The following is a 26,833-nucleotide window of genomic DNA, read 5'->3' on the forward strand; positions in this document are numbered from 1 at the left end:
ACGCGGCGCCCCCTGCCCGCAGCGCAGTACCGGAAGACGTATGTGAACAGGAGGTTGGGGCAGGGTGCACGATCACAGAACGTATGCAACCTATTGCCGGTGCTTGCGTCAAGTGACGGAGGCAGTGGCGATCATGCCACTGCCTCCGTGTCGTCCGGGCAGACTGCTCAGGTCACTTGACTGTGCATCAGATCATCGGGGCGGCTTGTCTTTGAAAGTGAATCCGCTCGGGCCGCCGCCCTCGCCGCCGGTTCCGAACGTGCCGCCCACCGCCGCCGGGTTGACCTCCGTGTCCTCACCCAGCACCGCGCCCGTGCTCTTCTTGCTGCGGCGCAGCCTCTTCTCCAGCCAGCTCGCGAAGCTGGTGAGGATGAAGTTGACGATGATGTAGATGATGCCGACGACGATGAAGCTCGGGATGACGTTGGCGTAGTTGGCCGCCAGCGTGCTGCGCGAGTTGAGCAGCTCGGTGAAGCCCAGCATCACGCCGCCCAGCGCGGTGTCCTTCACGATGACGACCAGCTGGCTGACGATGGCCGGCAGCATCGCGGTGACCGCCTGCGGGAGCAGGATGCTGGTCATCGTCTGGCCCTTGCGCAGGCCGACCGCGTAGGCCGCCTCGGTCTGTCCGCGGGGCAGCGAGAGGATGCCGGCGCGGACGACCTCGGCGAGCACCGAGGCGTTGTAGAGGACCAGGCCGGTGACGACGGCGTACAGGGGTCGCTGTTCGCTGGAGATGTCCGTGGAGCGGACGTAGAACTCGTTGGCGAACAGCATCAGCAGCAGCACCGGGATCGCCCGGAAGAACTCGACCACCGTGCCGGCCGCACCCCGCACCCAGGCGTGGTCCGACATGCGGGCGATACCGAAGACCGCGCCCAGGGGAAGGGCGATCACCATGGAGATCGCCGCCGCCTTGAGGGTGTCACCGAGGCCGGGCAGCAGGTACGTCGTCCAGGCCTCACCGGTGGTGAAGGGCTCCCAGAGTTTCCACTCCAGCTGGTTCTTGTCGTCCATCTTCTGCCACACCCACCACAGCAGAAGGACGAGGAGGAGGGTGAAGACGATGGACAGGAGGACGTTGCGCCGTTTGGCGCGGGGTCCCGGAGTGTCGTAGAGGACCGAACTCATCGCTTCACCGCCAGTCGCTTGGCGAGCCAGCCGAGGAGGAGGCCGGTCGGCAGGGTCAGTACCACGAAGCCGAGCGCGAAGACCGCACCGATGGCGAGCGTCTGGGCTTCGTTCTCGATCATCGTCTTCATCAGCGCGGCCGCCTCGGCCACACCGATCGCGGCAGCCACGGTGGTGTTCTTGGTCAGCGCGATCAGTACGTTGGCCAGCGGCCCGATGACTGAGCGGAAGGCCTGCGGGAGCACGATGAGACGCAGCGTCTGGCTGAAGTTCAGCCCGATCGCGCGGGCCGCCTCGGCCTGGCCCAGCGGCACCGTGTTGATGCCGGAGCGGATCGCCTCGCAGACGAACGACGCGGTGTAGACGACGAAACCGAGCACCGCCAGCCGGAAGCCCTGGACGTCGAAGTTGTCCGCCGCGCCCATCGTCACCCCGAAGATGTCGGCCAGGCCGAGCGAGGCGAAGACGATGATGACCGTCAGGGGGATGTTCCGGACGATGTTGACGTAGGCGGTGCCGAAGCCGCGCATCAACGGGACCGGACTGACCCGCATCGCGGCCAGCAGGGTGCCCCAGATCAGGGAGCCGACGGCGGAGAGAGCAGTGAGTTTCACCGTCATCCAGAACGCCCCGAGGACGTCATAACCTTCTAGAAAGTCGAACACGATCTCCCGCGCTTCCGGGTGTGTGGCGTGTGTGTGGCGTACGTGGACGGGCGCGGCGCGCCGCCGCCCTGATCGCGGCGGGCGGCGGCGCGCCGGTGGGGCCCTGCGTTACTTGACGATGACGCCGATCTTCGGGGCGGGCTCGTTCTTGTAGCCGGCCGGGCCGAAGTTCTTGTCGACCGCCTTCTGCCAGGAGCCGTCGCTGACCATCTTCTCGAGGGCGGCGTTGATCTTGTTGACGGTGGCGGTGTCGCCCTTCTTCACGCCGATGCCGTAGTTCTCGTTGCTCAGCTTGAGGCCGGCGAGCTTGAACTGACCCTTGTACTTGTCCTGGGCCGCGAAGCCCGCGAGGATCGAGTCGTCCGTGGTCACCGCGTCCACGGCACCGCTCTGGAGGGCGGCGATGCACTCCGAGTAGCCGGCGTTCTGCTTCAGCTGGGCCTTGGGGGCGAAGTCGTCCTTGACGTTCTGCGCCGAGGTCGAGCCGGTCACGGAACACAGCTTCTCGCCGTTGAGGTCCGTGGCCTGGCTGATCTTGGAGTCCTTCTTGACCAGCAGGTCCTGGTGGGCCAGCAGGTACGGGCCGGCGAAGTCGACCTTCTTCTTGCGCTCGTCGTTGATCGAGTAGGTGGCCGCGATGATCTTCACGTCGCCACGGGCGAGCGCGTTCTCACGGTCGGCGCTCTTCGTCTCGACCCACTCGATCTGGTTCGCGTTGTAGCCGAGCTGCTTGGCCACGTACGTCGCCACGTCCACGTCGAAGCCGGCGTAGGAACCGTCGGGCTGCTTCAGGCCGAGGCCGGGCTGGTCGAACTTGATACCGATCTTGATCTTGCCGCCGCCGCTGGAACCCGAGCCGGAGCTGTCGTCCTTGCTGTCGCCGCCGCAGGCGGTCGCGGACAGAGCGAGTGCGAGGACGGCGGCCGAGGCGGCGGTGACCTTGCGGAGCTTCATGGTGAACATCCTTTGGGTGGTAAAGAGATGAGAGCCGTCAGTGGTCGATCCGGGTGGCACGTCAGTGGTGCAGGATCTTCGACAGAAAGTCCTTGGCGCGGTCGCTGCGCGGATTGCTGAAGAACTGGTCGGGCGCAGCCTCCTCGACGATCCGTCCGTCCGCCATGAACACCACGCGGTTTGCGGCCGATCGTGCGAAACCCATTTCGTGCGTGACGACGATCATTGTCATGCCGTCGCGGGCGAGCTGCTGCATGACCTCCAGCACCTCGTTGATCATCTCGGGGTCGAGCGCCGACGTGGGCTCGTCGAAGAGCATGACCTTGGGGTCCATCGCCAGGGCCCGGGCGATGGCCACCCGCTGCTGCTGACCACCGGACAGTTGAGCGGGGTACTTGTCCGCCTGGGTGGCGACACCGACCCGGTCGAGCAGGGCGCGCGCCTTCTCCTCGGCCTGCTTCTTGTCGGCCTTGCGGACCTTGATCTGGCCCAGCATCACGTTCTCGAGCACGGTCTTGTGCGCGAAGAGGTTGAAGGACTGGAAGACCATGCCGACGTCGGCGCGCAGCCGCGCCAGTTCCTTGCCCTCCTGGGGCAGCGGCTTGCCGTCGATGGTGATCGAACCCGTGTCGATCGTCTCCAGGCGGTTGATGGTGCGGCACAGGGTGGACTTCCCGGACCCGGAGGGTCCGATGACCACGACGACCTCGCCGCGGGCGATCGTCAGGTCGATGTCCTGGAGTACGTGCAACGCGCCGAAGTGCTTGTTGACGCTCTTCAGGACGACCAGTTCGCCGGTCGCGGCCACATCTTCCTTGGCCACCGATACTTCGGTCATCGCTCTCTGGCTCCGTCCTCCTCGGTTTCGGAGGACAGTAGTAACCCCATGCGACCAGCGTCATTAGTCTTGAGGGGAATCTGAGCATCACGATCCGATAGCAATCGGACACGTGTCGTAGCACTTGCCACCAGTGGGCATATCGGCCGGGTAACGGAACCCCGGCGCAACCGGAACCCTCTTGACGCCGTCCTCATCCATCAGCATGACTGCACGGTGCGCACGCGCGTGTGTGTACGCACAGTTGTACCCGTTCACTGCATATTCAGATAGTACGTCCGATGGACCAAAGGGGGCCGGGGTGAGACTTCTCCTCGTCGAGGACGACAACCACGTGGCCGCCGCGCTGTCCGCGGTGCTCGCGCGGCACGGTTTCGACGTCACGCACGCGCGCAGCGGCGAGGAGGCACTCCAGGCGCTGGTTCCGGAGAGTGACGGCTTCGGGGTCGTGCTCCTCGACCTCGGGCTGCCCGACCAGGACGGCTACGAGGTGTGCGGAAAGATCCGCAAGCGCACCAGCACGCCGGTCATCATGGTCACCGCGCGGTCCGACGTACGCTCCCGCATCCACGGGCTGAACCTCGGCGCCGACGACTACGTGGTCAAGCCGTACGACACGGGGGAGCTCCTCGCCCGCATCCATGCCGTGAGCCGGCGCACCGCCCATGAGGACGTGACCGGCGGCGGGGACACCGCGCTGGTACTCGGCGCCGTGCGTATCGAACTGCCGACGCGTCAGGTCACCGTGGACGGCACGGTCGTCCAGCTCACCCGCAAGGAGTTCGACCTCCTCGCACTGCTCGCCCAGCGGCCCGGGGTGGTCTTCCGGCGCGAGCAGATCATCAGCGAGGTCTGGCGCACCAGCTGGGAAGGCACCGGCCGCACGCTGGAGGTGCATGTGGCGTCCCTGCGCGCGAAGTTGCGGATGCCGGCGCTGATCGAGACGGTGCGGGGGGTCGGGTATCGGTTGGTGGCGCCGGGGGTGTGAGTTCACATTCAGGTCCGGGTCCAGGTCCGGGTCCGGGTGCAGGCCCAGATCCGGTGAAACCGTGGGCGCAGAGCTGTGCGAGGCTCGGGGGAGGAATTGCGTCGAGTGAGGGACGGTGGCTGTGGGCGCGGGTGAGTGCGGCGGTGAGGGTGCCCGTGTGCCCGGTGGTGGCCGTGAGCCGCTCGGTTGGAGCGGGAGCCTGAGGGCCGTGCGTCGGGGCGGGGCGTAGGCGGGGCCGTGCGTACACGTCTGCTTCCGCTGCTCATCGTCCTCATGGCCGCCGTGCTGCTGGCCCTCGGTGTGCCGCTCGCCATCGGTGTGGCCTCCGCGCAGCAGCAGAAGGTCGTCGTCGACCGGATCGACGACACCGCGCACTTCGCCGCGCTCGCCCAGTTCGTCACCGACGCCTCCGACGAGCGCCTGGAGACCCTGGAGAGCGAACTCGCCAGCTACTACAAGGTCTACGGCATCCGCGTCGGCGTCTTCTACGACGGCGACGTACCGATGGCCACGGCGCCCCGCGGGTGGTTCCTGCCCCGCACGGGCGAGGTACGTGACGCCTTCGGCGAAGCCCTGCTCAGCCGCCGCAGCCAGGATCCCAAGCAGGTGTGGCCCTGGCAGCGGGGCCGACTGGTCGTCGCCTCGCCGGTGATCCGGGACGGTGACGTCGTCGCGGTCGTCGTCACCGACTCGCCCACCGGACCCATGCGTTCACGGATCCTGCAGGACTGGCTCGTCATCTTCGCGGGCGAACTCGCCGCCATGCTGCTGGCCGTCGGTGCCGCCCTGCGGCTGACCGGCTGGGTGCTCAGGCCGGTGCGGGTGCTCGACGCCACCACCCACGACATCGCCACCGGGCGCCTCAAGTCCCGGGTCGCGGTGGCCGGCGGGCCGCCCGAACTCAGGCGCCTGGCACGGTCGTTCAACGAAATGGCGGACAACGTCGAGGACGTGCTGGAGCAGCAGCGGGCCTTCGTCGCCGACGCCTCGCACCAGTTGAGGAACCCGCTCGCCGCACTGCTGCTGCGCATCGAGCTGCTCGCCTTCGAACTTCCCCCGGGGAACGCCGAGATCGCCTCCGTGCAGACCGAGGGCAAACGCCTCGCCCAGGTCCTCGACGGCCTCCTCGACCTCGCACTCGCCGAGCACACCGAGGCGGACCTGAGAATCACCGACATCGGCGCACTCACCGCCGAACGGGTCGCCGCCTGGACCCCCACCGCCGAGGCCAAGGGAGTGCGACTGGTGGGGAGTTGTCCGGCCACCACCGCCTGGGCGGATCCCGTCACCCTCTCCAGCGCCCTCGACGCGGTCATCGACAACGCGCTCAAGTTCACGCCGCAGGACGAGACCGTCGAGGTCACGGTCGCCGCGGACGGGGACACCTCCACAGTCGTCGTCGCCGACCGCGGACCCGGGCTCACCGACGAGGAACTCGCGCGTGTCGGCGACCGGTTCTGGCGCAGCGGGCAGCATCAGAACGTCAAGGGCTCCGGTCTCGGACTGTCCATCTCGCGGGCGCTCCTGGCCGCGGGCGGCGGGGCGATCTCCTACGGCCACCACGAGCCGCACGGCCTGCTGGTCACCGTGTCGGTGCCCCGTACGCGCCCTACGGCTTGACCGAGCGGTAGTAGCGGCGGGCGCCCTCGTGGAGCGCGACCGGGTCCGTGTAGATCGCCGTGCGTACGTCCACCAGCTGGGCGGAGTGGACGTGCCGGCCGATGCCGTCCCTGCTCTTGATCACGGTCCGGGTGAGCCACTGGGTGAGCTCGGGGTCCATGTCCTCGCGGGTGATCAGCACGTTGGAGACGGCCATGGTCGGGACGGTCCTGCCGTTCTGGACGGACGGGTACGCCGACGCCGGCATGTTGGTGGCGCGGTAGTAGCGGGTGGGCTCGCCCTCCGCGTGCAGCTTCGCCACGAGGGCCGGTTCGATCGGGACGAAGCGGAACGCGGAGCGCTCGGCCAGCTGCTTGAGACCGTCGGTGGGCAGGCCGCCGGACCAGAAGAACGCGTCCAGGCCGTGGCCGAGGAGTTTGGGTCCGGTGTCGATGCCCTCGGCCCTCGGCCGGATGTCCTTGGCGGGGTCGATGCCGGCGGCGTCGAGCACGCGGTCCGCTATCAGTCGTACGCCGGAGTTCGGGACGCCGATGGAGACGCGCTTGCCCTTCAGGTCGGCCACGGTGTGGATGTCCGAGTCGGTGGGGACGACGAGCTGGACGTAGTCGTCGTAGAGGCGGGCCACGCCGCGGAGCTGGTCGGCGCCGGGGTCGCGGTTGTGCTGGTAGGTCTCCACCGCGTCGGCTGCGGCGATCGCGAAGTCGGACTTTCCGGTCGCGACGAGTCTGACGTTCTCCTGGGAGCCCGCGCTGGTCTCCAGCTCCACCTTCAGGTCCGGCATGTCCTTGTGGATCTCGTCGCGGAGGAGTTCGCCGTACTTCTGGTAGACGCCCGCCTTCGTGCCCGTGCTGAAGGTGATCGTGCCGGTCGGGGGGCTCTCGCCCAGGGGGAGCAGCCACCACAGGAGCAGACCGAGGGCCACGAGGGTGGCGACCGCGGTCTGGAGCGCCTGGCGGCGGCTGAGGTGGGGGAACGGCGGGGGCATGGCGGTGATCCTGCCAGGGGGTGTGGGGGGCTGGCCAGTGTGGGTTGGCTCCGGGGGAGGGGGGCTGGCGTTTTCGCGCAGTTCCCCGCGCCCCTGGTGCCTGCGGCGGCCTGTTTCGGTTTGGTGGGGGCTTGTGTAGCGCGTGCGGGTGGGGTGGTGGGTCGGGGACGGGGTGGGGGGTGTCCGTCCTCGGTCCGGCGGTTCGGTCCATTGCAAAAGGGGCTCGGTGACGGACGCCGGCCGCTGCGGGCGGACACCCCCCACCCCGTCCCCTTGCCGCCGTACGCGGCCAACGGTTCCGTCGTGGCGCACGGTCCAATGAACGGCTCGGCCCTGGCGCCGCTGACTGCACCCGCTAGGGGCGCGGGGAACTGCGCGACCAGCCCCCACCGGCCCGCACTCGCAACACGACCTCAGGTGGCGCACGGTCCGTAGTAGCGCCGGTGGCTGTAGCTCCTCAGGGGCGCGGGGAACTGCGCGACCAGCCACGACGGACGCGCAGCCGCACCACGACCGAACTCTGTACCCCCATAGGCGCCCTGCTCAAGCCCAGCGCAGTCGTCACGCGCTGTCTACCGAGGCCTCCGGGAGGCGGGACTTGGTGTCCGGGGGCCTTGGGGAATCGCGGTGGGCCGTGAGTTTTGTTGCCAGGGGTTCTGTGTAGCGGGCCGTGAGGGGGCCGAGGATGACCAGGATGAGGACGTAGGCCGTGGCCAGGGGGCCTAGGGAGGGTTCTATGCCGGCCGAGACGGCCAGGCCCGCGATAACGATCGAGAACTCGCCGCGGGCGACCAGTGCGCCGCCCGCGCGCCAGCGGCCCTTGGGGGAGATGCCGGCGCGGCGGGCCGCCCAGTAGCCCGTGGCGATCTTTGTGGCTGCCGTGACCAGGGCCAGTGCGAGGGCGGGGAGCAGGACCGGGGGGATGCTCGCCGGGTCGGTGTGGAGGCCGAAGAAGACGAAGAAGACCGCGGCGAAGAGGTCGCGCAGGGGGTTCAGGAGCGTGTGGGCGCCCTCGGCCACCTCTCCCGAGAGGGCTATGCCGACGAGGAACGCGCCCACGGCCGCCGATACCTGGAGTTGCTGGGCCACGCCTGCCACCAGGATCGTCAGGCCGAGGACGACCAGCAGGAGCTTCTCCGGGTCGTCGCTCGACACGAAACGGGAGATCAGGCGGCCGTAGCGGACCGCTGTGAAGAGGACCAGGCCGGCCGCGCCCAGGGCGATCGCCAGGGTCAGGCTTCCGGCCAGCAGGCCCGCTCCGGCGACGAGGGCGGTGACGATCGGCAGGTACACCGCCATCGCCAGGTCCTCCAGGACCAGGACGCTGAGGATGACCGGGGTCTCCCTGTTGCCGACCCGGCCCAGGTCGCCGAGGACCTTCGCTATGACGCCCGAGGAGGAGATCCAGGTGACGCCCGCCAGGACCACCGCGGCCACCGGGCCCCAGCCGAGCAGCAGGGCGGCCGCCGCTCCCGGGAGGGCGTTGAGGGCGCCGTCGACCAGGCCCGAGGGGTAGTGGGCCTTGAGGTTGGTGACCAGGTCGCCGGCCGAGTACTCGAGGCCGAGCATCAGGAGGAGCAGGATGACGCCTATCTCGGCGCCTATCGAGACGAACTCCTCGCTGGCGCCCAGGGGGAGCAGACCGCCCTCGCCGAAGGCCAGGCCGGCCAGGAGGTAGAGGGGGATGGGGGAGAGGCGGAAACGGGCGGCGAAACGGCCGAGGAGGCCCAGGCCGAGGATGATCGAGCCGAACTCGATCAGGAGGACCGCGGAGTGCACGCGTTCACTCCCGCCCGAGGACGGCCGCGGCGGCGTCCACGCCCTCGCGGGTGCCCACGACGATCAGGATGTCGCCGCCCGCCAGGCGGAAGTCCGGCGCGGGGGACGGGATCGCCTCGGCCCGGCGCAGGGCCGCCACGACGGAGGCGCCCGTGTCGGTGCGCATCCTCGTGTCGCCGAGGACCCGGCCGTTCCAGCGGGAGCCGGCCGCCACCTCGATGCGCTCGGCCACCAGGCCCAGGTCGGAGGCGTAGAGGAGGCTCGCGCTGTGGTGGGAGGGCTTCAGCGCGTCGATCAGGGCGCCCGCCTCGGAGCCGGTCAGACGCAGCGACTGCGCGCAGGAGTCGGGGTCGTCGGCCCGGTACACGCTCACCGTGCGGGCACCGTCGCGGTGCGCCACCACGGACAGATGGCGGTCCTCGCGGGTCATGAGGTCGTACTGGACCCCGATTCCCGGCAGCGGCGTCGCCCTCAGGCGTGGAGCAGACACGTTTCTTCCCCTTGTGGTTCGAGTGATCACGGGTGCCGGGTTCGCATGCTGCCAGGCCCCCGTACGGTGGCGATATGGGTGACGTGACGGATATACGCGAGCGGCCGGGACCGGCGAGGCTGGGGCCTCGGGTGCCGTACGGGAGGAGTGAGGGCAGGGCCGTGTCGCTGTTCTGGCGGATCTTCTCGCTCAACGCCGCGGGCCTCGTCGTCGCCGCCGCGCTGCTGCTGGGGCCGGTCACCGTGTCGACTCCCGTGCGGCGGGGAGAGGCCGTCGTCGTTCTCGGCGGGCTGGTGCTGCTGCTGGTCGCCAACGCCCTGGTGCTGCGGGTCGGACTCGTGCCGCTCCAGCGGCTGGGGCGGGCCATGGCCGCCGCCGATCTGCTGCGGCCCGGGGTGCGGGCCCCCGTCTCCGGTCCCTCCGAGACAGCCGCTCTGATCACGACGTACAACACCATGCTCGACCGGCTGGAGGCCGAGCGGGCGACCGGCGCGGCCCACGCGCTCTCCGCGCAGGAACGGGAACGGCATCGCATCGCGCGCGAGCTGCACGACGAGGTGGGCCAGACGCTGACCGCCGTGCTGTTGCAGCTCAAGAGGGTCGCCGACCGGGCACCGCAGGAGCTGCGGGAGGAAGTGGGACAGGCACAGGAGGCCACCCGGGCCGGGCTCGACGAGATCCGCCGGATCGCGCGGCGGCTGCGGCCGGGGGTGCTGGAGGAGCTCGGGCTGTCGAGCGCCCTGCGGTCCCTCGCGGCCGAGTTCACGACGCACGGGCTGACCGTGCGCCATCACGTCGGCGGCGATCTGCCCCGGCTGACCGAGGAGTCGGAACTGGTGGTCTACCGGGTGGCCCAGGAGGGGCTCACGAACACCGCGCGGCACTCTGCCGCCGACCGCGCCGAAGTCCGGCTCCAGCCGGTCGAGGGGGGAGTCGAGCTCCTCGTGCGGGACAACGGCAAGGGGCTGGGCGGGGCGCCCGACGGGGCCGGGATCCAGGGCATGCGGGAGCGGGCGCTGCTGGTCGGGGCGGTTTTCTCGGTGGGGCCCGGGCCCGGTCGGGGGACGGATGTGCGGTTGCGGATACCGGCCCCGGCGGGGGTGCGCTGATGCCGGAGCCGACCCGTGTCCTGCTGGCCGACGACCACACCCTCGTACGGCGAGGGGTCCGGCTGATCCTGGAGGGGGAGCCGGACCTCACGGTCGTGGCCGAGGCGGGGGACGGCGCCGAGGCGGTCGAGCTGGCACGCGCGCGTGAGGTCGATCTGGCCGTGCTGGACATCGCGATGCCCCGGATGACGGGACTGCAGGCGGCCCGTGAGCTGTCCCGGCGGCTTCCGGACCTGCGGATCCTGATCCTGACGATGTACGACAACGAGCAGTACTTCTTCGAGGCGCTCAAGGCCGGGGCCAGCGGCTACGTGCTCAAGTCCGTCGCGGACCGCGATCTCGTCGAGGCGTGCCGGGCCGCCGTGCGCGACGAGTCCTTCGTCTACCCCGGGGCGGAGCGGGCCCTCGTCCGCTCCTACCTCGACCGGCTGCACCGCGGTGACGACCTGCCCACGCGGGCCGTCACCGAGCGCGAGGAGGAGATCCTCAAGCTGGTCGCCGAGGGGCACACCACGAAGGAGATCGGCGAGCTGCTGTTCATCAGCGCGAAGACCGTCGAGCGGCACCGGGCGAACCTGCTGCACAAGCTGGGGATGCGGGACCGGCTGGAGCTGACCCGGTACGCGATACGGGCCGGGCTCATCGATCCCTGAGACGGGCGGGCGGGTGCGTGGCACGACGCCGCCGCACCACGTAGGCGCCCGCGAGGCCGACCCCGCCGACTGCCAGGGCCACCCCGATCGCCCGCTCGAAACCCGCCGGGCCCACGCTGCCGCCGGACCCGCCCTGGACACCCAGCGTCGGCAGCGGCGAGGTGAGCGGAGTGGCGGGCGTCGAGAGGGGCGTGGAGAGGGGCGTGGCGGCGCTCACGACGGCGGTGTCCCTGCGCGGCAGCACCTCACAGGCGATGCCGTCGTCGGGACCCTGGTCCTCGTCGAGCCGGTTGGGGTCGCTGCGGTCGCGGTCGAACTGCGCCTGCGCGTCCTCCTGGTAGGCGAAGTCGGCGCAGTCCAGGTCGCCTTGGGCGTGGGCGATGCCGGTCAGCGGTCCGGCGGTGGCCAGGACGGCCAGCGCGGCGCCGGTGAGCGTGGTGCGTATTGCCATGGGTCGTGCCTTTCGGGCGGGGCCGGAACAGCCGTCACCGCGAATCTAGGGACGCGCCCGGCATCCGGCCCGTGGAGCTGGGCCGAACGGGCGCGCCGTCACAGGAGCGCGTCCCAGTCCTCGTCGAAGTCCGCGGGGTTCAGGAACAGCACGTCCGCCGGCTCGGCCGCGCCCCGCAGGGACTGTTCCGTCCAGATGCACTTGCCCGTGGGCGTGTAACGGGCGCCCCAGCGGGAGGAGAGCGCCGAGATGAGCTGGAGGCCCCGGCCGCCCTCGTCGGTGTCCGCTGCGTGTCGGATACGGGGCATGGTCTGACTGCCGTCGTAGACCTCGCAGATCAGCACGGTGGTGTGCAGCAGGCGCAGCCGGACCGGGCCGCGGGCGTGTCGGACGACATTGCCCACCAGTTCGCTGACCAGGAGTTCCGTGGTGGGGGACAGGTCGTCCAGGTCCCAGGCCGCGAGCTGTTCGCGGACATGCCGGCGGGCCTGGCTCGCCGCCTTGGGGTCGTCGTGCAGGGACCAGGCGGCCATCCGGTCGGCCGGCAGCGCGTGCAGCCGGGCCACCAGGAACGCCGCGTCGTCGGCCGCCTGTTGGTCCGCCGGCAGCAGCCCGGCCGTCAGTCTGTCGCACAGGCGCTCAAGGTCCACGGCGGTCCCGTCGGCGTGGGCGGCGCCCAGCAGTCGCGCCAGCTCGGCCATGCCCTCGTCGATCTCCCGCTTCGCCGACTCCACCAGCCCGTCGGTGTACAGCACGAGCAGACTGCCCTCGGGCACCTCCAACTCGGCCGTCTCGAACGGCGGCTTGGCCGCGCCCAGCGGGGGATCGGCCTCCGGTTCGGGGAAGTGCACGGTTCCGTCGGGCCGTACCAGCGCGGGCGGCGGATGGCCGGCCCGGGCGATGGAACAGACCCGGGTCGTCGGGTCGTAGAGCGCGTACAGACAGGTGGCGTACGACGTCTCGCCCATGCCGCCGACGATGTCGTTGAGGTGGCCGAGGATCTCGCCGGGCGGCAGCTCCAGGTCGGCCAGGGTGTGCACCGCGGTGCGCAGCCGGCCCATGGTGGCCGCCTCCGGCAGGCCGTGGCCCATCACGTCCCCGACGACCAGCGCGACCTGTCCGCCGGACAGCGGGATGATGTCGTACCAGTCGCCGCCCACGTCCGCGCCCTGGCCGGCCGGCAGGTAGCGGGCGGCCGCCGTGCACGCGGGCAGGTCGGGCAGTGCCTGGGGGAGCAGGCTGCGCTGGAGTTCCCGGGACCGGGTGTGCTCGGCGTCGTAGAGCCGGGCCCGCTCCAGGGACTGGGCGACGAGGGCGGTGATCGTGGTGAGCAGGGCGCGTTCCTCGTCGTCGAGGACCCGGGGCCGGTCGAAGGAGACCACGCAGACGCCGAAGGTGCGCCCGGACGCCGTCAGCGGCAGGAACGCCCAGGACTTCTTTTCGCCGAGGGTGGGGAAGTCGGCCAGTGCGGGATAGCGGGTGGCGTACTCGCGCGCCGAGGAGACGAACAGCGGGAGGCCGGAGGCGATCGTGTCCCAGGCGGGGTCGCCGGTCGATGCCCGACGGCGGCTGTCGAGGAGGGCCACGAAGTCCCGGGGGTAGCCGACCGCGCCGACGTGATGGAGCCGGTCGCCCTCGCTGACCTGGACCATCAGCCCGGAGGCGGCGAACGGCGGCAGCACCCGGCGGGCGACGGCGTCCACCACGTCCCGGGAGGTCGTCGCCTTGGCGAGCTCGGTGGTCAGCTCGGCGATCCGCACCGCCCGCTCGGCCGCGGCCCGTTCCGCCGCGTGCCGTTCCTGGGCGAGCCGGCGCTTCTCCGTGACGTCCTGGAAGTAGAGGGTGCGCCCGTCGGGTCCCGGCACCAGCCGTACGTGCAGCCGCCGCCGGCAGTCCGCGAGGTACACGTCGAACCCGGCGGGCTTCTCCTCGGCCCCGGCCGCCAGACAGCTCTCCTTCAGGCCCGGGACCTGGCGGGTGGCCGGCAGGTCCCACAGCAGGCGTCCGAACAGCTCCTCCTCGGAGAAGCCGAGGAAGCGTTCCGCCTCCAGGTTGGCGAAGGTGATCCGCCACTCGTCGTCCACCGCGAGGAAGCCGTCGCTCATGTGCCGCAGGGCCCTGCTGAGGGCGTCCCGGGCGGTGCGGGACTCGTTGCTCTCCCAGCCCACCCCGATCATCCGCAGGGGCTCGCCCTGCTCGTCGTAGGTCGCCCGGCCACGGGCCTGCGTCCAGCCCCAGGTGCCGTCCAGGCGCCGTACCCGGTACTCGGCCTCGTAGACGGAGTGGTCGAGGATCGCCCGCTGCGCCGCCGCCAGGGTGGGGGCCAGGTCGTCGGGGTGGACGATCCGCATCCAGTTGTCGATCCGGCCGGTGAAGTCGGCGGGGCGGGTGCCGTACAGCGCGAGGGCCGCCTCGTCCCAGATCAGGTCGCCGTTGCGGATGTCCCAGTCCCACGAGCCGACCTGGACCTCCTTCAGGGCCTGCCGCAGCCGCTCGCCGCTCGGCTCCGCCTGGGCGGGCCCCGACGGCGGCGGTGCCTGGGCCATCCGGTCCTCGGTCCAGGCGACGACGTCCCGCAGGAAGTCCCAGTGCTCGGGGGTGGGTTCGCCCTCCTCGCCGGCCAGGACGGTCAGCGCGCCGATGCTGCGCCGGCCGCTGAACACCGGGAGGGCGGCGAGGCCGGTGCCGGGCCAGGGGTCCTCCTGCGGCGGGCCCTGGGGCAGCGGCACCCAGACTCCCCTGCCCTGCTGGAGCGCGCGGGCCGGGGCCAGGGGGCCCTCCTGGTCGACGATCTCCCAGGAGCGGGTGAGGGCGGGCGGCAGGCCGACGGACGACACCAGGCGCAGGGCGGACATCGGGCCGCGCAGGTGCACGGTCCCGCCGAGCGCGCTCAGCTCACCGACCGCGTGCCCGAGCGCCAGCCGGAAGACCTCGCTCTCCGTCGCACCTGGGGTGACCGTGCCGAGGAGAGCGAGCCGCGCGTTCATGGAGGGAACTTATCGTTCCCGTTTCCTGTCGAAACCTGATTCACCGTTTCCGACGAGCTGTTCCTCGCCATTCCCTTACCTCAACTACCCTTGCTCCAGCGGAAGTTGCCGAAGGCTCACCGTGTACCGTGCCGACGGACCGGGCAGTCTTCGATCATGAGGAACGGCATGGACATCGGTGTCTTCATCCCCATCGGCAACAACGGCTGGCTCATCTCGAAGAGTTCCCCGCAGTACCTGCCGACCTTCGAGCTCAACAAGGCGGTCGTGCAGAAGGCCGAGGAGCACGGGTTCGACTTCGCCCTCTCGATGATCAAGCTCAAGGGCTTCGGCGGCGAGACCGAGTTCTGGGACCACTGCCTGGAGTCGTTCACGCTGATGGCGGGGTTGGCCGCGGTCACCGAGCGGATCAGGCTGTACGCCTCCACGCCGATCCTCGCCCTGCCGCCGGCCATCGTCGCGCGCATGGCGGTCACCGTCGACTCCATCGCCCCCGGACGGTTCGGCGTCAACATCGTCACCGGCTGGGCGCCCGGCGAGTACGCACAGATGGGCGTGTGGCCCGGCGACGAGCACTTCGGCAACCGGTACGCGCGCGCCGTCGAGTACGTGACGGTGATGAAGGAGCTGTGGAGCGAGGGCGTCAGCAACTTCAAGGGCGAGTTCTACGCGATGGACGACTGCGTGCTCTCGCCGCGTCCGGCGAACGGGCACATCGACATCGTGGCCGCCGGGCAGAGCGGCACGGGGATGCGGTTCGCCGCCGGGCACGCCGACTACAACTTCATCCTCGGCAGCGGCGTGAACACCCCGCTCGCCTTCGCGGACAGCGCGGCCACGCTGGTGGAGGCGGCGCGGGAGACCGGCCGGGACGTCGGTGCGCTGTCCCTGTTCATGGTCATCGCCGACGAGAGCGACGAGGCCGCCCGCGCGAAGTGGCAGGACTACCACGACAACGCCGACCTGGCCGCGCTGGCCTACATGGCGGGGGAGTCGGCCACGGACACCAGCGCCGACGACTCCTCAACGGCCCGCACCATCGTGCTGCCCGAGGGCGCCGTGAACTTCAACATGGGCACGCTCGTCGGGTCGTACGAGAGTGTCGCGCGCATGCTGGACGAGATCGCCGGGGTGGAAGGCACCAAGGGGATCATGCTGGTGTTCGACGACTTCATCGAGGGGATCGAGCGGTTCGGGACGCGGATCCAACCGTTGATGCGGTCGCGGGAGGGGCGCGTGTCGGTGGGCTGACGGGGCGGGGCCGGGTTCGGTCCGATTGTGGTCCGATTGTGGTGCGGGTGCGGGTGCGGGTGCGGGTGCCGGTGAGTGGGGGCTGGTCGCGCAGTTCCCCGCGCCCCTGAGTGGGGGCGGGGTGCGTGTCTTTCGTCGCGTGATGCCGGTCGTGGCGCCGGCTCCCCGTTCGGGCAGGCCTGTCCGAACGGGAGGCCTGCCCGGACGGCCGAGAGGCCGGCCCGGTGCCGCTGTCGGGCACTGGACCGGCCTCTCGATCATGGATTCCGCCCGCAGGGCGTCAGTCCGTGCCGAACTCCATCGCCGCCCGGTCCAGCAGGGCCTCGTCCTCGGAGACCTCGCCGCGGGAGGCGATCGCCTCGGCGCCGCCCTCGGGGAGTTCCGGCATGGTGCCGATCAGCCCGGTCGCGGCGGCCTGGGAGGCGCCGATGGTGGGGCTGCCGGTGCCGATCAGGCCGAGGCCCGCGTACTGCTCCAGCTTGGCGCGGGAGTCGGCGATGTCGAGGTTGCGCATGGTGAGCTGGCCGATCCGGTCCACCGGGCCGAACGCCGAGTCCTCGGTCCGCTCCATCGACAGCTTGTCCGGGTGGTACGAGAACGCCGGGCCCATGGTGTCGAGGATCGAGTAGTCCTCGCCGCGCCGCAGGCGGAGGGTGACCTCGCCCGTGATCGCCGCGCCGACCCACCGCTGGAGCGACTCGCGGATCATCAGGGCCTGCGGGTCCAGCCAGCGGCCCTCGTACATGAGACGGCCCAGGCGCCGGCCCTCGTTGTGGTACTGGGCGACGGTGTCCTCGTTGTGGATCGCGTTGACGAGACGCTCGTAGGCCGCGTGCAGCAGGGCCATGCCCGGGGCCTCGTAGATGCCGCGGCTCTTCGCCTCGATGATCCGGTTCTCGATCTGGTCGGACATGCCCAGGCCGTGCCGGCCGCCGATGGCGTTGGCCTCCATGACCAGGTCGACGGCGGAGCCGAACTCCTTGCCGTTGATCGTCACCGGGCGGCCCTGGTCGAAGCCGATCGTCACGTCCTCGGGCGCGATCTCGACCGACGGGTCCCAGAACCTGACGCCCATGATCGGCTCGACGGTCTCGATGCCCGTGTTGAGGTGCTCCAGGGTCTTGGCCTCGTGCGTGGCGCCCCAGATGTTGGCGTCGGTGGAGTAGGCCTTCTCCGTGGAGTCCCGGTACGGCAGCTGGTGCGCGACCAGCCACTCCGACATCTCCTTGCGGCCGCCGAGCTCGGTCACGAAGTCCGCGTCCAGCCACGGCTTGTAGATCCGCAGGTTCGGGTTGGCGAGCAGGCCGTAGCGGTAGAACCGCTCGATGTCGTTGCCCTTGAAGGTCGAACCGTCGCCCCAGATCTGGACGTTGTCCTCCAGCATCGCCCGCACCAGCAGCGTGCCGGTGACGGCACGGCCCAGCGGCGTGGTGTTGAAGTACGCCCGTCCGCCGGAGCGGATGTGGAACGCCCCGCAGGTGAGCGCGGCCAGGCCCTCCTCGACGAGCGCGGCGCGGCAGTCGACCAGGCGCGCGATCTCGGCACCGTAGGTCTTCGCGCGGCCGGGCACCGAGTCGATGTCGGGCTCGTCGTACTGGCCGATGTGCGCGGTGTAGGTGCAGGGGATGGCGCCCTTGTCGCGCATCCACGCGACCGCGACGGAGGTGTCGAGACCACCGGAGAAGGCGATGCCGACGCGTTCGCCGGCGGGGAGGGACGTGAGGACCTTGGACATAGGAAGATTATGCATCACCACGTATGGTCATGCAAAGTCCCCGGCTTCCGTCTCCCGCGTGATTCACGTCATCCGCGATGGGCGCCTCTCACCTTTGGGCGGGACGGCGCGCCTGAGCCTCTCCATGGTCGGTGCGAGCGCCCCGGAGGGGGTGAGCGGCCACGGCTGAGCACCGGGGCGGCGGCCTCCGCGGAGCGCCTACCCTTGAGCCATGACCAGCAGCAGCGACCGGAGCCCGGCAGTGGACGTTTCATCTCCGAAAACGTACGAAGTGCGCACTTATGGGTGCCAGATGAACGTCCATGACTCCGAGCGATTGTCCGGACTGCTGGAGGAGGCGGGATACGTGCCCGCCCCCGAGGGCTCCGACGGGGACGCCGACGTCGTCGTCTTCAACACCTGCGCGGTGCGGGAGAACGCCGACAACCGGCTCTACGGCAACCTCGGCCGCCTCGCGCCCAGGAAGGCCTCGCGGCCCGGCATGCAGATCGCGGTGGGCGGCTGTCTCGCGCAGAAGGACCGCGACACCATCGTGCGCAAGGCCCCCTGGGTCGACGTCGTCTTCGGCACCCACAACATCGGCAAGCTGCCGGTCCTGCTGGAACGCGCGCGCGTGCAGGAGGAGGCGCAGGTCGAGTTCGCCGAGTCGCTGGAGGCGTTCCCGTCCACGCTGCCCACCCGGCGCGAGAGCGCCTACGCGGCCTGGGTGTCCATCTCCGTCGGCTGCAACAACACCTGCACCTTCTGCATCGTCCCGGCCCTGCGCGGCAAGGAGAAGGACCGCCGCACCGGCGACATCCTCGCCGAGATCGAGGCGCTGGTCGGCGAGGGAGTCTCCGAGATCACGCTGCTCGGCCAGAACGTCAACGCGTACGGCTCGGACATCGGCGACCGCGAGGCCTTCAGCAAGCTGCTGCGCGCGTGCGGCTCGATCGAGGGCCTGGAGCGGGTCCGCTTCACCTCCCCGCACCCCCGTGACTTCACGGACGACGTGATCGAGGCGATGGCCGAGACCCCGAACGTGATGCCGCAACTGCACATGCCCCTGCAGTCCGGCTCCGACACGATCCTCAAGGCGATGCGCCGCTCTTACCGCCAGGAGCGCTACCTGGGGATCATCGAGAAGGTCCGCGCCGCCATGCCGGACGCGGCGATCTCGACCGACATCATCGTGGGCTTCCCCGGCGAGACCGAGGAGGACTTCGAGCAGACCATGCACGTGGTCCGCCAGGCCCGCTTCACGAACGCCTTCACCTTCCAGTACTCCAAGCGCCCCGGAACCCCCGCGGCGACCATGGACGGGCAGATCCCCAAGGAGGTCGTGCAGTCGCGCTACGAGCGCCTCGTCGCCCTCCAGGAGGAGATCTCCTGGGAGGAGAACAAGAAGCAGGTAGGCCGCACCCTGGAGCTGATGGTCGCCGAGGGCGAGGGCCGCAAGGACGGCGCCACCCACCGCCTTTCCGGCCGCGCCCCCGACAACCGCCTGGTCCACTTCACCAAGCCCGACCAGGAGGTCCGCCCCGGCGACGTGGTCACGGTCGAGATCACCTACGCCGCCCCCCACCACCTTCTCGCCGAGGGCACCGCCCTCGACGTGCGCCGCACGCGCGCGGGGGACGCCTGGGAGAAGCGGAACGCGGCCGAGGCCGCCGGGCCCGCGGGTGTCATGCTGGGCCTCCCGAAGATCGGGGTTCCCGAGCCGCTGCCGGCGGCCACGGGCGGCTGCGCGGCGCACTGAGCGGCCCGCCGCCGGTCACGCAGGAGGGGCGGGGCATGGGGCGCTGGGTGGTCCTGGTCGACCGAAGTCACGGAGACCAGCAGGACGTGGACGAGGTGGCGCACTTCGAGGGCACCCGGGAAGAGGCACGCGCGCGCCTGTACGAGCTCGCCTGCACCCACCGGCCGGGCCTCACCCTGCGCCAGAAGCGTCGGCACGTCTACCGGATCGGCGACGGGGACGCCTACTACGCCCACATCGAGGGCGTGTTGTCCACGCATTGCGTGGTCTACCGGCTCGGCGAACTGGCCTGGAGCACGCATCCCGAGTCCTGGCCGTGGGCCTGGAAGTAGGCTGCCGATCATGCTTGTAGCAGCCGCTGTCTGTCCCTGTCCGCCCGTTCTCGTGCCGCCGGTCGCCGCCGGGGCGGCGCCCGAGCTCGACGGGGCCCGTGCCGCCTGCACGGACGCGCTGGGCGTTCTCGCGGCGGCGCGGCCCGACCGCCTCGTCGTCGTGGGGCCCGCCGATGAGAGCGGACGCGGCCCGCATCCGCAGGGCGCCCCGGGGTCGTTCCGCGGCTTCGGTGTCGATGTGGACGTACGGCTCGGGCCGGAGGGGGACTCCGCCCCGCAGCGTCCGCTCCCGGCCTCGCTGGCCGTCGCCGCGTGGCTGCTGGAGCGCACCGGCTGGTCCTGCGCCCCGATCGAGGGACTCGGTGTGGGGGAACCGCTGGAGCCCGAGCGGTGTATCCAGACCGGAAGGGGCATCGCCGCCCGGGCCGAGCGGGTGGCGATGCTGGTGATGGGTGACGCCAGCGCCTGTCGCACGCTCAAGGCACCGGGCTACCTCGACGAGCGCGCGGCGCCCTTCGACGCGGAGGTCGCGCGGGCGCTGGGCGCGGCCGACGTGGCGGCCCTGCGCGCGCTGGACGCCGAGCTGGCGTACGAACTGAAGGCGTCCGGCCGGGCCGGCTGGCAGATCCTCGCGGGCGCCGCCGAGGGCGCCGACCTCGGCGGCGCACTGCTGTACGAGGACGCGCCGTACGGCGTGGGGTACGTGGTCGCGACCTGGTCCTGACGTCGGCGGGAGGGCCGGCAGCGAGAGCCGCGGTCGCTGTCGCTGTCGCGGTCGCCGTCGCCGATTCCGCGGCGGGTCCTGGGCGGAGTCCGGGAAACGGCGGACGGCCGGGGGCGTCCCGCCCCGCGGCCGTCCGTCGATGCGCCGTACTGCCCTTCAGGAAGCCGGCGGCGGTGAGGCCGGCGGCGCGCTGCCGTCCCCTGGTCCCTTGGTGCCGTCGGTGTGCGCGAGGCGCTCCATGGCGTCCTTGGCCTTGCCCGTGCCCGTCTGGATCCGGCCGCTGTACTTGCCCTTGGTCTTCTCGTCCACGACCTTCGCGGCCCTGTCGATGCCGTGCTGGATCTTGTCCCCGTGCTGCTGCGCGAGACCGGAGACCTTGTCCTTGGCCGGGCTGAGCTTGGCCTTCACATTGTCCAGGAGACCCATCGTTCACCTTCCCACTAGGGACAGTTACGTGCGGGCGCCTTCGCCGGCCTCATGATCGGCCGCCGCCGCTGCGGACTGCTGCTTGGGGATCTCGACGCCCTCGGCGGCAGCGTCCTCGCCGGCCTCCGTCGCCGTCGATCCGTCCGTGCCCTCGGCCGTGGCCGTGGCCGTGGCGGTGTGGGTGGCCTCGGCCTCTGCCGGGGAGTCGACCTCGGTCCCGGCCCCTCCCTCGACGTCCGTCGATCCCTCGGCTTGTGCCGCCTCCTCCGCCGCGGACTCGGCCGTCGGGATGCCGGCCTGCGTCTCGGCGGTTGACGCCTCCTCCGTGGCCTTCGACCTGCGAAGAAGTCGTGCGAAAACGCCCATATCAACTCCATACGTTACGTGTGCGGGGGAAATCCCGCGTCGTCCGGTGCGCCCGTTCGCGCCGTCCGGAACATCGCCGCCATGAACAGGGCGGCGGACACCACGCAACTGGCAACGACGTCGGATCCGCGCCGTCACGTAACTCGTTCGAGGTGGTGCCTCCAGGTTTGCGAGACTGGGGCGGTGAGCAGCGCACCCCCCGCCCCCCGCGTCATCGCCGTCGTCGGCCCCACTGCGGCCGGAAAGTCCGATCTGGGCGTCTTTCTCGCCCAGCGACTGGGAGGCGAGGTCGTCAACGCCGACTCCATGCAGCTCTACCGAGGGATGGACATCGGCACCGCCAAGCTGACGCCCGCGGAACGCGCCGGTGTCCCGCACCACCTCCTGGACATCTGGGACGTGACCGTCACCGCCTCCGTCGCCGAGTACCAGCGGCTGGCCCGCGCCAGGATCGACGCCCTGCTCGCCGAGGGCCGCTGGCCGATCCTCGTCGGCGGATCCGGACTGTATGTCCGCGGCGCGGTCGACAACCTGGAGTTCCCCGGTACCGACCCCGAGGTCAGGGCCCGTCTGGAGGAGGAACTCGTGCTGCGCGGCTCCGGCGCGCTGCACGCCCGTCTCTCCGCCGCCGACCCCGGAGCCGGGCAGGCGATCCTGCCCAGCAACGGCCGCCGTATCGTCCGGGCCCTCGAAGTGATCGAGATCACCGGCAAGCCTTTCACCGCCAACCTCCCCGGCCATGACTCGGTCTACGACACCGTTCAGATCGGCGTCGACGTCGCCCGGCCCGAACTCGACGAGCGCATCGCCCGTCGGGTCGACCGGATGTGGGAGGCGGGTCTCGTGGACGAGGTGCGGGAGCTGGAGGCGCGCGGGTTGCGCGAGGGGCGCACGGCCTCGCGTGCGCTCGGATACCAGCAGGTGCTCGCGGCGCTCTCGGGGGAGTGCACGATGGAGGACGCGCGGGCCGAGACCGTCCGTGCCACCAAACGCTTCGCGCGCCGTCAGGATTCATGGTTCAGGCGCGACCCGCGGGTGCACTGGTTGAGTGGGGCTGCGGCACATCTCACAGAACTTCCGCAGCTCGCACTGGCGTTGGTCGAACGACCGGTCACAGCCTGATCACGTCCTGGCATCGGGACGCTCCGGCCGTCATCCCGGCCTCCGGCGCCGTGCCATCATCGAGCTTCGATCGACCAAGTGGAGTCCGAGTTGGGAGGGCGCGTGGCGATGGAGGCCGGCCCTCGCGACACCGCACAAGGCACCGAGCCCCTCACCGTCGAGAGCGGTGAGCCGGAGCAGGACGCGGAGCGTCTGAGCCCCGACGGGCCCGACGACACCCAGGGCGGTGTGACCGCCGACGGTCCCGAGCCCGAGGAGATGTTCCCGGGCGGGGAAGAGGTCGAGGTCGAACTGCGCCCGCAGCGCCGCCTGCGGATCTGGCAGCTCGCCCCGATCGTCTCGCTGGCCGCGGTCGGTTCCCTGATGTTCGCCTTCCCGCTGGCCTTCGACTTCGGCGACAGCGGAGCGGTGATCGCCATGCTGGGCCTGCTGATCTGCTCCTGTGCGGCGGGCTGGGGCATGATGGCCGCGCGCCGGGTTGGTTACACGTGGCCGGGACTGCCGCAGCGGGGGTCGGGCCGCCGTGCGGACTGGCGGGTCGTGCTCGGGTACGTATTGCTGGTGGCGGTCGTGGTCGTTCTCGCGGTCTGGCGCGTGGCGAGGCTCCGCTAGAGGCTTCCGGGGTGCGGGGCCGCGTGGAATGCCCGGCTCCGGCGCGGGACGCAGCCTTCACCGGCCTGCACGTACGATCGAGAGATGAGCACCCGGATCCTCTTTCTCAAGGGCCACGGCACCGAGAACGACTTCGTGATCGTCCCGGACCCCGAGAACGCCCTCGACCTGCCCCCCGCCGCCGTCGCCGCCCTGTGCGACCGCCGGGCCGGCATCGGCGGTGACGGCCTGCTCCACGTCGTACGGTCCGCCGAGCACCCCGAGGCCGCGCACATGGCCGGGGACGCGGAGTGGTTCATGGACTACCGCAACGGCGACGGCTCCGTCGCGGAGATGTGCGGCAACGGCGTACGCGTCTTCGCCCGCTATCTCCAGCACGCCGGTCACGTCACCGAGGGCGACCTCGCGGTGGCCACGCGCGGGGGCGTGAAGGCCGTGCACATCGCGAAGGACGGGGACGTCACCGTCGGCATGGGCAGGGCGCTGCTGCCCGAGGGAGACGTCACGGTGAGCGTCGGTGACCGCAGCTGGCCCGCACGGAACGTGAACATGGGCAACCCGCACGCCGTCGCCTTCGTGGACGACCTCGCGCACGCCGGCGACCTGTACTCCCCGCCGCCCTTCAGCCCGGCCGCCGCCTACCCGAGCGGGGTCAACGTCGAGTTCGTGGTCGACCGGGGCCCCCGCCACGTCGCCATGCGCGTGCACGAGCGCGGGGCGGGCGAGACCCGGTCCTGCGGCACGGGCGCGTGCGCCGTCGCCGTGGCCGCGGCCCGCAGGGACGGAGTCGACCCGGCGGCCACCGGCAGCCCGGCGACGTACACCGTGGACGTGCCCGGCGGCACCCTGGTGATCACCGAACAGGTCGACGGCGAGATCGAGATGACCGGTCCCGCGGTGATCGTCGCCGAGGGCGAGATCGACGCCGACTGGCTTGAAAACGAGGTTCGTTGACCATATGAATCTAAAAGATCAGAGCCCCGGAGGCGTGGAACCGCAGCCCCTTACCTCTTGTGCGATGCAGAACCACAGCCAGTCGCAAGTCAGGTGGCGCGAAATCGTAAACCTACAAACCTTCGCTCGAATGGGTGATCCGTTTCACGCTCGCCGAGAGGCGGTCAGCCGAGCGTGATGGGCTCGGTAGCATCAAGCACCGGCCCGGACGGGGGACAGATGCCATCCCCTGAGCCGTGTCCGCCATGGGGCACCCCGTCCGCCGGTCCACGCAGCCGGAGGTGCCCATGAGTGCGGAGGCGACGAACCCCGCGACCCCAGGTCCGGTAGCAGGCCCGGCCGCCCGTTGGCGGGCGCGGATCGACCTGCGCCGCCTGGGCCGTGCCGCGCTGCTCGGCCCGGCCGCCCGCGACCGGCTGCCCGACGCCATCGGCCACGTCGCCGAGGCCCACCGCGCCCACCACCCCGACGCCGACCTCGAGCCCCTGCGCCGCGCCTGGGTCCTGGCCGAGTCCTCGCACCGCGGCCAGATGCGCAAGAGCGGTGAGCCGTACATCACACACCCGCTCGCAGTGACCCTGATCCTCGCCGAACTCGGCGCCGAGACCACGACCTTGACGGCCTCCCTGCTCCACGACACCGTCGAGGACACCGAGGTGACGCTCGATCAGGTCGGCGAGGAGTTCGGCGCGGAGGTCCGCTTCCTCGTCGACGGCGTCACCAAGCTGGAGAAGGTCGACTACGGCGCCGCCGCCGAGCCCGAGACCTTCCGCAAGATGCTCGTCGCCACCGGCAACGACGTCCGCGTGATGTCGATCAAACTCGCCGACCGGCTGCACAACATGCGCACCCTCGGCGTGATGCGCCCCGAGAAACAGGCCCGCATCGCCAAGGTCACCCGCGACGTCCTCATCCCGCTCGCCGAGCGCCTGGGGGTCCAGGCCCTCAAGACCGAACTGGAAGACCTGGTCTTCGCGATCCTCCACCCGGAGGAGTACAAGCACACACGCGAGCTGATCGTCGACAACGCCTCCCGCGCGGACGACCCGCTCGCCGAGATCGCCGACGAGGTGCGGGGGGTGCTGCGCGAGGCCGGGATCCAGGCCGAAGTCGTCATCCGGCCACGCCACTTCGTCTCCGTGCACCGCACGGCCCGCAAGCGCGGCAGACTGCGCGGCGCGGACTTCGGCCGTCTGCTGGTCCTGGTCGGGGAGGACGCCGACTGCTACGCCGTCCTGGGCGAACTGCACACCTGTATGACGCCGGTCGTCTCGGAGTTCAAGGACTTCATCGCCGTACCTAAGTTCAACCTGTACCAGTCGCTGCACACGGCGGTGGCGCGCGGCGACGGACAGGTCGTCGAGGTCCTCATCCGCACCCACCAGATGCACAAGGTCGCCGAGGCGGGGGTGGTCGCGCTCGGCAATCCGTACGCCTCCCCGGCGGACTCCTCGGAGGAGCAGAGCGCGTCCCACGGCCTCGGCGCCGACGAGGAGCGGGTGGACCCGACGCGGCCCGGCTGGCTCTCCCGCCTCCTCGACTGGCAGGCGGCCGCGCCCGACGCCGACACCTTCTGGTCCACTCTGCGCGAGGACCTCGCCCAGGACCGCGAGATCACCGTCTTCCGGCCCGACGGCGGCACCCTGGGCCTGCCCGAGGGGGCGACCTGCGTGGACGCCGCGTACGCGCAGTACGGCGAGGACGCGCACGCGTGTCTAGGCGCTCGTGTCAACGGCCGCCTGGCGACCCTGAGCACCGTCCTGAAGGACGGCGACACCGTCCAGCTCCTCATGGGTCAGGACCCGGCCGCCGAGCCCTCCAAGGAGTGGCTGGAGCACGCGCACACGCCCGCCGCCCGGATCGCCATCCAGCGGTGGATCGCGACGCATCCCACGCATGAGGTGCCGGAGGGGGCCGAGGCCCGGGACGGGACGGCAGACATGAAGGCCGATGCGACGGGCGACGTGACGGCCTTCAGGGCGGCCGACGTGACGGCCGACATGACGACTCAGGGCGCGGACTCCTTCCGGGCCTCCGTCGCGGAGCAGCCTGCCGCCGACACGCCCGACAGCGCGGGTCGGATCATGAGCGGGCCGCAGACCTCCGACGACCAGACCGCCGACCGCCCGGGCGCCGCCGTCGCCCTCGTCGACCAGCCCGGCGCGACCGTCCGGCTGGCCGGCTGCTGCACCCCTGTACCGCCCGATGAGATCACCGGCTTCGCCGTACGCGGGGGAGTGGTCACCGTGCACCGCGTCGAGTGCGCCGCGGTGGACCGGATGAAGGGCGTGGGGCGCGGGGAGGTCGACGTGCGCTGGGGCGACACCGCCGAGTGCCGGGTCACACTGTTCGCGGAATCGTTCGGCCGCCCGCACCTCCTCGCCGACCTCACCGAGGCCATGGCGGGCGAGGGCGCCGAAATCGTCTCCGCGACCGTCGAGCCCCCCAGCCAGCAGCGCGTTCGCCACACGTACACGGTCCAACTGCCGGACGCGGCCCTGCTCCCCGCACTGATGAGGGCGATGCGGAACGTACCGGGCGTCTATGACGTGAGCAGGGCGCAGACGCCTGGGGGGTGATGGGGGAGGGTGTCGGGGGCTGGGTTACGTCGCAACGGGCTGAGGCCGCCGGATTCGATGTCCCTCAGGGGGTTGGCCGACTTGGGGCGAGGCCGTGTCCCAGACCGCTGCGCCTGGGGCGGCGCCGGCACCTCAGGGACCCGCTCATCAAGAGGGACGCCGTAGAGGCTTCTCCTGTGCGGGACGGGGGCGGGCCGACACTCCAGGGGGCTGCTACCCGGCCTGCGTTGCGCCACAGGGCTCACCGCGCGCGTGGGGACCGTTCGCAAGCCTTCCTGTCGCAGGCGCCGGTCCCCAGACCTTCACGCGTGAGGATCGCTCGAAACGCCTTCACGCGCGCGTGG

At 70.9% G+C, this 26,833-nt stretch carries 24 protein-coding genes; 12 read left to right on the forward strand and 12 right to left on the reverse strand.

Annotated features, from left to right (window positions below; all coding sequences use genetic code 11):
- Nucleotides 1–192: 192 nt before the first annotated feature.
- The 4 genes from AQI94_RS24535 to AQI94_RS24550 all read right to left on the reverse strand — a co-directional run bounded on the left by AQI94_RS24535 (nucleotide 193) and on the right by AQI94_RS24550 (nucleotide 3,588).
- Nucleotides 193–1,131 (reverse strand): amino acid ABC transporter permease, encoded by a 939-nt coding sequence (locus AQI94_RS24535; RefSeq protein ID WP_031050366.1) that lies wholly within the window; start codon nucleotides 1,129–1,131, stop codon nucleotides 193–195.
- Nucleotides 1,128–1,796 (reverse strand): amino acid ABC transporter permease, encoded by a 669-nt coding sequence (locus tag AQI94_RS24540; protein WP_031050362.1) that lies wholly within the window; start codon nucleotides 1,794–1,796, stop codon nucleotides 1,128–1,130. Before AQI94_RS24540 ends, AQI94_RS24535 begins: the two co-directional genes overlap by 4 nt.
- Before the next feature lie 108 nt (nucleotides 1,797–1,904).
- The gene (locus tag AQI94_RS24545) at nucleotides 1,905–2,750 is read right to left on the reverse strand and encodes a glutamate ABC transporter substrate-binding protein (RefSeq protein WP_031050360.1); all 846 of its coding nucleotides are present in this window, start codon (nucleotides 2,748–2,750) and stop codon (nucleotides 1,905–1,907) included.
- 61 nt (nucleotides 2,751–2,811) lie between these two features.
- Complete coding sequence (locus AQI94_RS24550) at nucleotides 2,812–3,588, reverse strand: amino acid ABC transporter ATP-binding protein (RefSeq protein WP_031050357.1); 777 nt, start codon at nucleotides 3,586–3,588, stop codon at nucleotides 2,812–2,814.
- Nucleotides 3,589–3,889: 301 nt separating this feature from the next.
- Between AQI94_RS24550 and AQI94_RS24555 the strand changes: the two genes are divergently transcribed.
- Both AQI94_RS24555 and AQI94_RS24560 read left to right on the forward strand, forming a co-directional pair.
- Nucleotides 3,890–4,576: a response regulator transcription factor gene (locus tag AQI94_RS24555; protein ID WP_031050356.1), complete on the forward strand. Its 687-nt coding sequence runs from the start codon at nucleotides 3,890–3,892 to the stop codon at nucleotides 4,574–4,576.
- Nucleotides 4,577–4,813: 237 nt separating this feature from the next.
- Entirely contained in the window at nucleotides 4,814–6,196 is a 1,383-nt protein-coding gene (locus AQI94_RS24560) for a sensor histidine kinase (protein ID WP_031050355.1), read from the forward strand.
- On the opposite strand, the gene AQI94_RS24565 is transcribed toward AQI94_RS24560, so the two are convergent.
- The 3 genes from AQI94_RS24565 to AQI94_RS24575 form a co-directional block, all read right to left on the reverse strand.
- Nucleotides 6,186–7,181, reverse strand: a complete 996-nt coding sequence (locus AQI94_RS24565; RefSeq protein ID WP_062229935.1) for a TAXI family TRAP transporter solute-binding subunit — start codon at nucleotides 7,179–7,181, stop codon at nucleotides 6,186–6,188. The genes AQI94_RS24560 and AQI94_RS24565 overlap by 11 nt on opposite strands.
- A 561-nt stretch (nucleotides 7,182–7,742) precedes the next feature.
- Nucleotides 7,743–8,960, reverse strand: coding sequence for a cation:proton antiporter (locus AQI94_RS24570; RefSeq protein WP_031060474.1), 1,218 nt, complete (start codon nucleotides 8,958–8,960; stop codon nucleotides 7,743–7,745).
- Nucleotides 8,961–8,964: 4 nt separating this feature from the next.
- A complete protein-coding gene (locus AQI94_RS24575; protein WP_031060476.1) occupies nucleotides 8,965–9,450 on the reverse strand; it encodes a cation:proton antiporter regulatory subunit in 486 nt (161 codons plus the stop codon).
- 161 nt (nucleotides 9,451–9,611) lie between these two features.
- Here AQI94_RS24575 and AQI94_RS24580 point away from each other — a divergent pair, with 161 nt between their 5' ends.
- Both AQI94_RS24580 and AQI94_RS24585 read left to right on the forward strand, forming a co-directional pair.
- Nucleotides 9,612–10,559, forward strand: coding sequence for a HAMP domain-containing sensor histidine kinase (locus AQI94_RS24580; protein WP_031060478.1), 948 nt, complete (start codon nucleotides 9,612–9,614; stop codon nucleotides 10,557–10,559).
- A complete protein-coding gene (locus AQI94_RS24585) occupies nucleotides 10,559–11,212 on the forward strand; it encodes a response regulator (RefSeq protein ID WP_031060481.1) in 654 nt (217 codons plus the stop codon). The genes AQI94_RS24580 and AQI94_RS24585 overlap by 1 nt, the downstream gene beginning before the upstream one ends.
- On the opposite strand, the gene AQI94_RS24590 is transcribed toward AQI94_RS24585, so the two are convergent.
- Together AQI94_RS24590 and AQI94_RS24595 are read right to left on the reverse strand one after the other, a co-directional pair.
- A complete protein-coding gene (locus AQI94_RS24590) occupies nucleotides 11,199–11,663 on the reverse strand; it encodes a hypothetical protein (RefSeq protein WP_031060483.1) in 465 nt (154 codons plus the stop codon). The genes AQI94_RS24585 and AQI94_RS24590 overlap by 14 nt on opposite strands.
- Nucleotides 11,664–11,761: 98 nt before the next feature.
- Entirely contained in the window at nucleotides 11,762–14,650 is a 2,889-nt protein-coding gene (locus AQI94_RS24595; protein ID WP_031060486.1) for a SpoIIE family protein phosphatase, read from the reverse strand.
- A gap of 168 nt (nucleotides 14,651–14,818) precedes the next feature.
- Between AQI94_RS24595 and rutA the strand changes: the two genes are divergently transcribed.
- Entirely contained in the window at nucleotides 14,819–15,901 is a 1,083-nt protein-coding gene (gene rutA, locus AQI94_RS24600) for a pyrimidine utilization protein A (protein WP_031060489.1), read from the forward strand.
- 280 nt (nucleotides 15,902–16,181) lie between these two features.
- Here the strand turns inward: rutA and argG are convergent, their stop codons facing one another.
- Nucleotides 16,182–17,636 carry an argininosuccinate synthase gene (gene argG, locus AQI94_RS24605; RefSeq protein ID WP_031060491.1) on the reverse strand — a complete coding sequence of 485 codons (1,455 nt, stop codon included), beginning with the start codon at nucleotides 17,634–17,636 and terminating at the stop codon, nucleotides 16,182–16,184.
- Nucleotides 17,637–17,847: 211 nt separating this feature from the next.
- Between argG and miaB the strand changes: the two genes are divergently transcribed.
- The 3 genes from miaB to AQI94_RS24620 are packed head-to-tail and all read left to right on the forward strand — an operon-like array spanning nucleotide 17,848 to nucleotide 20,430.
- Nucleotides 17,848–19,374, forward strand: a complete 1,527-nt coding sequence (gene miaB / locus AQI94_RS24610) for a tRNA (N6-isopentenyl adenosine(37)-C2)-methylthiotransferase MiaB (RefSeq protein ID WP_031060493.1) — start codon at nucleotides 17,848–17,850, stop codon at nucleotides 19,372–19,374.
- Between the two features lie 35 nt (nucleotides 19,375–19,409).
- Entirely contained in the window at nucleotides 19,410–19,706 is a 297-nt protein-coding gene (locus AQI94_RS24615; RefSeq protein ID WP_031060495.1) for a hypothetical protein, read from the forward strand.
- Nucleotides 19,707–19,716: 10 nt separating this feature from the next.
- Nucleotides 19,717–20,430: a class III extradiol dioxygenase subunit B-like domain-containing protein gene (locus tag AQI94_RS24620; protein ID WP_079062563.1), complete on the forward strand. Its 714-nt coding sequence runs from the start codon at nucleotides 19,717–19,719 to the stop codon at nucleotides 20,428–20,430.
- 156 nt (nucleotides 20,431–20,586) lie between these two features.
- Here the strand turns inward: AQI94_RS24620 and AQI94_RS24625 are convergent, their stop codons facing one another.
- Both AQI94_RS24625 and AQI94_RS24630 read right to left on the reverse strand, forming a co-directional pair.
- Nucleotides 20,587–20,856, reverse strand: coding sequence for an antitoxin (locus AQI94_RS24625; protein ID WP_031052753.1), 270 nt, complete (start codon nucleotides 20,854–20,856; stop codon nucleotides 20,587–20,589).
- A 24-nt stretch (nucleotides 20,857–20,880) separates the two neighbouring features.
- Complete coding sequence (locus AQI94_RS24630) at nucleotides 20,881–21,222, reverse strand: hypothetical protein (RefSeq protein ID WP_031052755.1); 342 nt, start codon at nucleotides 21,220–21,222, stop codon at nucleotides 20,881–20,883.
- A gap of 183 nt (nucleotides 21,223–21,405) precedes the next feature.
- On the opposite strand from AQI94_RS24630, the gene miaA reads away from it, so the two are divergent.
- The 4 genes from miaA to AQI94_RS24650 all read left to right on the forward strand — a co-directional run bounded on the left by miaA (nucleotide 21,406) and on the right by AQI94_RS24650 (nucleotide 26,489).
- Nucleotides 21,406–22,344 (forward strand): tRNA (adenosine(37)-N6)-dimethylallyltransferase MiaA, encoded by a 939-nt coding sequence (miaA, locus tag AQI94_RS24635; RefSeq protein ID WP_031052758.1) that lies wholly within the window; start codon nucleotides 21,406–21,408, stop codon nucleotides 22,342–22,344.
- A gap of 108 nt (nucleotides 22,345–22,452) precedes the next feature.
- A complete protein-coding gene (locus tag AQI94_RS24640) occupies nucleotides 22,453–22,956 on the forward strand; it encodes a hypothetical protein (RefSeq protein ID WP_031052761.1) in 504 nt (167 codons plus the stop codon).
- Between the two features lie 84 nt (nucleotides 22,957–23,040).
- The gene (gene dapF, locus AQI94_RS24645) at nucleotides 23,041–23,910 is read left to right on the forward strand and encodes a diaminopimelate epimerase (RefSeq protein ID WP_031052762.1); all 870 of its coding nucleotides are present in this window, start codon (nucleotides 23,041–23,043) and stop codon (nucleotides 23,908–23,910) included.
- Nucleotides 23,911–24,197: 287 nt separating this feature from the next.
- Nucleotides 24,198–26,489: a RelA/SpoT family protein gene (locus AQI94_RS24650; protein ID WP_062229937.1), complete on the forward strand. Its 2,292-nt coding sequence runs from the start codon at nucleotides 24,198–24,200 to the stop codon at nucleotides 26,487–26,489.
- The last annotated feature ends 344 nt before the right edge of the window (nucleotides 26,490–26,833 follow it).

The organism is Streptomyces pseudovenezuelae, assembly GCF_001513955.1.
GTDB classification, from domain to species: Bacteria; Actinomycetota; Actinomycetes; order Streptomycetales; family Streptomycetaceae; genus Streptomyces; species Streptomyces pseudovenezuelae.

Coding starts and splice junctions, on each gene's coding strand:
- AQI94_RS24640 (WP_031052761.1), top strand. CDS start 22,453: ATGGAGGCCGGCCCTCGCGACACCGCACAAGGCACCGAGCCCCTCACC.
- AQI94_RS24620 (WP_079062563.1), top strand. CDS start 19,717: ATGCTTGTAGCAGCCGCTGTCTGTCCCTGTCCGCCCGTTCTCGTGCCG.
- AQI94_RS24625 (WP_031052753.1), bottom strand. CDS start 20,856: ATGGGTCTCCTGGACAATGTGAAGGCCAAGCTCAGCCCGGCCAAGGAC.
- AQI94_RS24615 (WP_031060495.1), top strand. CDS start 19,410: ATGGGGCGCTGGGTGGTCCTGGTCGACCGAAGTCACGGAGACCAGCAG.
- AQI94_RS24545 (WP_031050360.1), bottom strand. CDS start 2,750: ATGAAGCTCCGCAAGGTCACCGCCGCCTCGGCCGCCGTCCTCGCACTC.
- miaB (WP_031060493.1), top strand. CDS start 17,848: ATGACCAGCAGCAGCGACCGGAGCCCGGCAGTGGACGTTTCATCTCCG.
- AQI94_RS24590 (WP_031060483.1), bottom strand. CDS start 11,663: ATGGCAATACGCACCACGCTCACCGGCGCCGCGCTGGCCGTCCTGGCC.
- rutA (WP_031060489.1), top strand. CDS start 14,819: ATGGACATCGGTGTCTTCATCCCCATCGGCAACAACGGCTGGCTCATC.
- AQI94_RS24550 (WP_031050357.1), bottom strand. CDS start 3,588: ATGACCGAAGTATCGGTGGCCAAGGAAGATGTGGCCGCGACCGGCGAA.
- AQI94_RS24565 (WP_062229935.1), bottom strand. CDS start 7,181: ATGCCCCCGCCGTTCCCCCACCTCAGCCGCCGCCAGGCGCTCCAGACC.
- AQI94_RS24535 (WP_031050366.1), bottom strand. CDS start 1,131: ATGAGTTCGGTCCTCTACGACACTCCGGGACCCCGCGCCAAACGGCGC.
- AQI94_RS24585 (WP_031060481.1), top strand. CDS start 10,559: ATGCCGGAGCCGACCCGTGTCCTGCTGGCCGACGACCACACCCTCGTA.
- AQI94_RS24650 (WP_062229937.1), top strand. CDS start 24,198: ATGAGTGCGGAGGCGACGAACCCCGCGACCCCAGGTCCGGTAGCAGGC.
- AQI94_RS24595 (WP_031060486.1), bottom strand. CDS start 14,650: ATGAACGCGCGGCTCGCTCTCCTCGGCACGGTCACCCCAGGTGCGACG.
- argG (WP_031060491.1), bottom strand. CDS start 17,636: ATGTCCAAGGTCCTCACGTCCCTCCCCGCCGGCGAACGCGTCGGCATC.
- dapF (WP_031052762.1), top strand. CDS start 23,041: ATGAGCACCCGGATCCTCTTTCTCAAGGGCCACGGCACCGAGAACGAC.
- AQI94_RS24630 (WP_031052755.1), bottom strand. CDS start 21,222: ATGGGCGTTTTCGCACGACTTCTTCGCAGGTCGAAGGCCACGGAGGAG.